The 4,942-nt window shown below is 57.5% G+C and carries 2 protein-coding genes and 1 pseudogene; 2 read left to right on the top strand and 1 reads right to left on the bottom strand.

Going from position 1 to position 4,942, the window contains the following annotated elements; translation table 11 throughout:
* Positions 1-60: 60 nt before the first annotated feature.
* Positions 61-1,152: a histidinol-phosphate transaminase gene (hisC, locus tag CWO89_RS40695; RefSeq protein WP_245476803.1), complete on the top strand. Its 1,092-nt coding sequence runs from the start codon at positions 61-63 to the stop codon at positions 1,150-1,152.
* A 158-nt stretch (positions 1,153-1,310) separates the two neighbouring features.
* Here the strand turns inward: hisC and dctA are convergent.
* Positions 1,311-2,638, bottom strand: a pseudogene (gene dctA, locus CWO89_RS40690) (C4-dicarboxylate transporter DctA).
* A gap of 1,299 nt (positions 2,639-3,937) precedes the next feature.
* Between dctA and CWO89_RS40685 the strand changes: the two are divergent.
* Positions 3,938-4,942 (top strand): type 2 periplasmic-binding domain-containing protein (locus CWO89_RS40685; RefSeq protein ID WP_130583883.1); only part of this gene is annotated, 1,005 nt, incomplete at its 3' end.

The following is a 4,942-nucleotide window of genomic DNA, read 5'->3' as shown; positions in this document are numbered from 1 at the left end:
CCGCGATTGTCCCCGGCGAATCAAAGGAAGAACACGATGTCGGATGCAAAATTGTAGAATGTGCTGTCTTCTCTTTCGCAGACAGCGAGACAGTTGAATGCTCCGCCGGCCGGCCGGACTGCGCCGGATGCAACTTACGTGAAGCTAGATACCAATGAGAACCCATTTCCACTGCCAACGATCGTATGGCAAAGTGCAATTATCGCCCTTGAGCGGCAGTATCTTTATCCCGAAGATGACAACCTCAGCTTGCGGGAAGCAGCTGCCAATGCGTACGGCGTAGCGACGGATCATGTGATTGCCGGCAATGGATCATCTGAGATTCTGGGGCTGATCTACAGAGCCTTTCTTGCCCCGGGCGAGAGCGTGGCAATGCTGTCTCCAGGTTTTTCATTCAATCGCAAACTTGCTATGTTGCAAGGGGCTCAACTTCTCGAAGTCAGATGTGACGAACCTCAGTCCTTGCCTATAGAGCAATTGTTGTTGGGTTGCGAAAAAGCCGCGAAGTTCGTTCTGGTAGCTAATCCGAATAATCCAACCGGAACGTTCATTCCGATCGCTGACATCGAACGCCTTGTGGCAGAATCGGACCGTCTAGTCGTGTTGGACGAGGCGTATGTCGATTTTGCGCCTGATAATGGCCTACGCCTCCTAAGCCGCTATCCGACTCTTCTGATCTTAAGAACATTTTCGAAGAGCTACGCCGCCGCTGGCATTCGCGTCGGCTTCGGACTAGGCCACCCAGAGCTTATCGGAAGGCTTCGTAACATCCAGAACGTCTTCAACATGAATGTGATCGGTCACGCGGTGGGCATCAGCGTTCTTGCGCACCGCGCCATCTACGAAGATAACCATAGGCACATCACGCAGGAAAGAGAACGAGTGGCGAGCGCACTGTCACAACTTGGATTGTCTGCAACGCCCTCCGACGCAAATTTCTTGCTAGTCCGTGTGCCCGCGGGACACGACGGCAGATGGTGGCAGCTGGCTTTGGAAAGGCAAAAGATACTCGTTGCCTTTTTCCCTGATGAAGGTCTTGAAGACTGTATCCGCGTTAGCATCGGCACAAAAACGCAAATGGACGCGATTCTCGCAGCAATCAGTGACATTTCTGGCCGCTCGAAAATGGGTATATCGCCCGCCGCGCAGTAGTAATGTCTGGTGCCGCGTCACGTATGCGATAGCACCACCGAGGGATGAGAGCGGTGGGTGGCATAACCGAGATCTGTTGTGACTGATGGACGAAAATCGACGACGGATCGATCGCTTAACTGCCACGGCCCCGTTTTCGAGGGACAACCGCCTCGTGATCAGCGGTATCGCGCACCTACTGCAGTTAACAAGGGACAACGATCGCTTTCCTGGTTGAGCCGCGCATGGAGCGTGGCTTGATCGAGCTCGCCTTCCACCAGGACACGAACACCGCGGCAAGACCGTTGCCCGTGATATTGGTAAGGGCGCGCACCTCGCTCATGAATTTATCGATCGAGAACACGATTGCCATGCCAGGCACTAGCGCCGGATTAACCGCTGATAGCGTCGCCGCGAGCGTGATGAAGCCGGCCCCGGTGATACCGCTTGCGCCTTTCGACGTCAGCATCGCCACGATCAGGATCGTGAGCTGTTGGCCGAAGGTAAGATCGACCCCGAGCGCCTGCGCGATAAATAACGTTGCCAAGCTCATGTAGACGTTGGTGCCATCGAGGTTGAACGAGTAGCCGGTCGGCACCACGAGCCCGACCACGGGCTTGGAGCAGCCGAGCCGCTCAAGCTTCTTCATCAACTGCGGCAGCGCGCTTTCCGAGGACGAGGTGCCGAGCACGAGCAAGAGCTCGTCTTTGATATAAGCGATAAACTTGAAGATCGAAAAGCCAACGGAGCGCGCGATCAGACCGAGCACGACCACCACGAACAGCGCGGCCGTGGCGTAGAACAGTGCGATTAGGCCGATTAGATTGCCGAGCGCCGAGGGTCCGAGCTTGCCGATCGTGAAGGCCATGGCGCCGAACGCGCCGATCGGCGCGGCCTTCATGACAATAGCGATGACGCCGAACACCGCGTGCGCCGTGTCGTCGATCATGCCGCGCAACTTCTCGCCGCGCTCACCCAGCGCCATCAGCGAGAAGCCGAACAGGATGGCAAATAAGAGTACCTGCAGGATGTCGCCGCGCGCCAGCGCGCCGACCACGCTGTCGGGAATGATATTGAGGATGAAATCGACGGTTTTCGAAGCTTCCGCCTGCTCCACGTAGTTGGCGACGGCTGCGGCATCGGGCTTGGCCGCAAGGCCGTGGCCGATCTGGAAAAGATTGCCCATCAGAAGGCCGAGCAACAAGGCAAAAGTGGAGACGATCTCGAAATAGACCAGCGCCTTGAGGCCGACCCAGCCGACCTTTTTCGCATCCTGGATGTGCGCAATGCCCGAGACCACGGTGCAGAAGATGATGGGCGCGATGACCAACTTGATCAGCTTGATGAACCCGTCACCAAGCGCCTTGACCCAATCGCTGGTCGCGAGCGACGGCCACAGCCAACCGACGACGACGCCAATCAGGATCGCGATCAGCACCTGAACGTAGAGGATTTTGTACCAAGTTCTCGACACCGGCGCGGGTGCGGCAGTTGCGATGGTGGTCATGACGCTCCTTCCCAATATGAACTCGAACACCGAGCCACCGCGCGTTGAGAGGCGACGGCATCAGACGAGCCTTGTCATGCCAGCCGTGCGCAATTGAAGACGGCGATGTCGGAACTCCGACAGCCGGCAGCGCGATTTGCTGGCAGTTACGTGTGTTTTTCTCTCGTTAAGCAAGACGCGCACCACGCGCCGAAGCCATGCTGCCGTTCAACCGGCGAGACTGTGGACAGACTTTCTCCTAAATGTATTTGGTTGAATGCCAGAAACGCGTTTGTTCCGCCGAAGGCAGAGGCGTTGTTCAGCGCCACGCGCACCTTGCGCTCGCGCGCGCCAGATTGGGCGCGGCCTCGAGATCGACCAGCTGCTTGCGGGCGATTTAATGCTCGGGCAGCGTTTTGAGCTTGGCCCTTATCCTGAGCTCAGAGTTGCAATCGGGTCACTGGCGGAGCGGCCTTCGCATCTCCCTATAAATGGAAGCGCCGCCGGTCCCGCCCATTCCGGAAACGACGACGCGCCTCCCCGTTCAGGCCTTCTCAGCGACCACGCCGCGGACAGGTTCGTCGCCGATAGACTTGAGATTCGATCAGGCGTCATCCGTGTTCATCTCAATCGTCGATCGCGTAGGACTGCGCCACGCAGATGATGTCCGCAACTCCAGTGACTGGATGCCACACCAGGTCAGTTCCGTGGTGGTCGATGTCTCGCGGCCGCCGACAGCGTTTTCCTTGTTCGTGCAACAATTTCCTTCGCGAATTGATCTGCCATGCTGCTGCTTCCATTAGGCGCTTCGACGCGAACGCACTGCCTTTCAGCCGCGCCGCGCGACAGAAGCAGTGACGTGATTCGTCGGGCGTCAGGTGCTGTCAATGCAACATTCCGCGACATTGGTAAAATTGATTTTTTGGATGGTACGCATCCACATTATCGACGTTTGGAGACATGCGCCTAAGACCTTGATGCAAGCTGCCCTCGGGCGTTATCGAGCCTCGCGTCGTAGTTTCGCACAGTTAAAAACGACAGCCTCGATGCTCCTTCACCGGGCCATCTACGCCGAGCTCCCGCCGCGCCTGGACGAGACGTCTGCCCCAGAGTTCTCGTCGAACGGACGCTTCGTAGTGGCAGACGTGAAGGCAGAACTTATCGTATTCCGACACCCCAGGCGGCCACGTCGGGTCAGCCGGTCCGGAGATCGGAGTCGAGCCGTTCAAAGATCCAAAATCGGACATCACGGCGCGGCGGAGCCAACTTTGGGCAGAGTAATGCCAGAAGTTTTTCGTTCAAGAGGCTAGAGATGTTCGGTTGAAGACGCCGAAGTCGGAAGCTGACACGGCGCTGAGGCCATTCCGCCGCAATTCAACAGCCACGCTGGCGCTTAAGCGTGTTTGGCTGCTATGGCGCAAGGCGCGCATCATATTCCGCGAGCGGCACGCCGATTGCTGGGATGAGGAGCATAAGCCGCCGCGGCCAAAGTGGTCGCAGCCGCCCCGCTCCGAAAGAACTCCCAATGAGGCTTGCCCGATTGATCCTGATAAATGCAACCTTAATCCTGATCCTGCTCCTGCTCGGAATAGCAGCAGCGGTCAACATCAGTCCCACTATTGCCGCAAACTTCCGTCTGCCGGGCAACGAGATTGCAGCACCGCTCATTCAGACGATCCGGCTCGAGGCCGGGTTGAGCTCTCGCGCGAACGGACATTTTTGCAGCCGGATCATCCAACCCGCGCATTTTGTATCCTTCTGTCGGCCGACCAGTTCCGCCCAAGTAAGTCGATGGAGAAGCCTCTCCGGGTATCGCAAGCAGCTTCACGACTAAAGAGCGGCAAGTTCGTGCTGTGGCGTTCGAATGTGAAGTTCGCCAATCGCGCGGATAGCCTTCAGATGATGTCTGTGGCAAAATCATCGATCTGCAATCCGGCCGCCGCACCTTATGATGGCGCAACGGCGGTGCAGGTAACGAAAGTGCTAGGTGTCAGTGCGGCGATTCAGCCAAATAAGGCCGGTGGCGCCAGCATCACACACGCCTATCAACCCGAGACCGGCAATGCCGAACTCGGATTTGTCGCGCCGCCCGAGCTTACAAACAGCAAAATCCGTTGCCGCTGGCTGGTGGCGCAGGAGTCTTATGGGCAAGACGCCGTGCTGTTGGAGACTGGCACCTACAATAAACTGTCGGCCGCCTTCGTCGACTTTCTCAAATGGCAAAAACTCCACGCGATTATCGCGCGGGGGTGGCTACGTGCAAAGCTAGAGTTGACGCATGGATGGCTTTTTCGCCAGAGCTCTGGGAATCGCTCCGGCTCACGA

Source organism: Bradyrhizobium sp. Leo170 (assembly GCF_004296405.1).
Classification (GTDB): Bacteria; Pseudomonadota; Alphaproteobacteria; order Rhizobiales; family Xanthobacteraceae; genus Bradyrhizobium.
The sequence above is the reverse complement of the archived record's forward strand: the minus strand, read 5'-3'. Positions and strand labels throughout refer to the sequence as shown.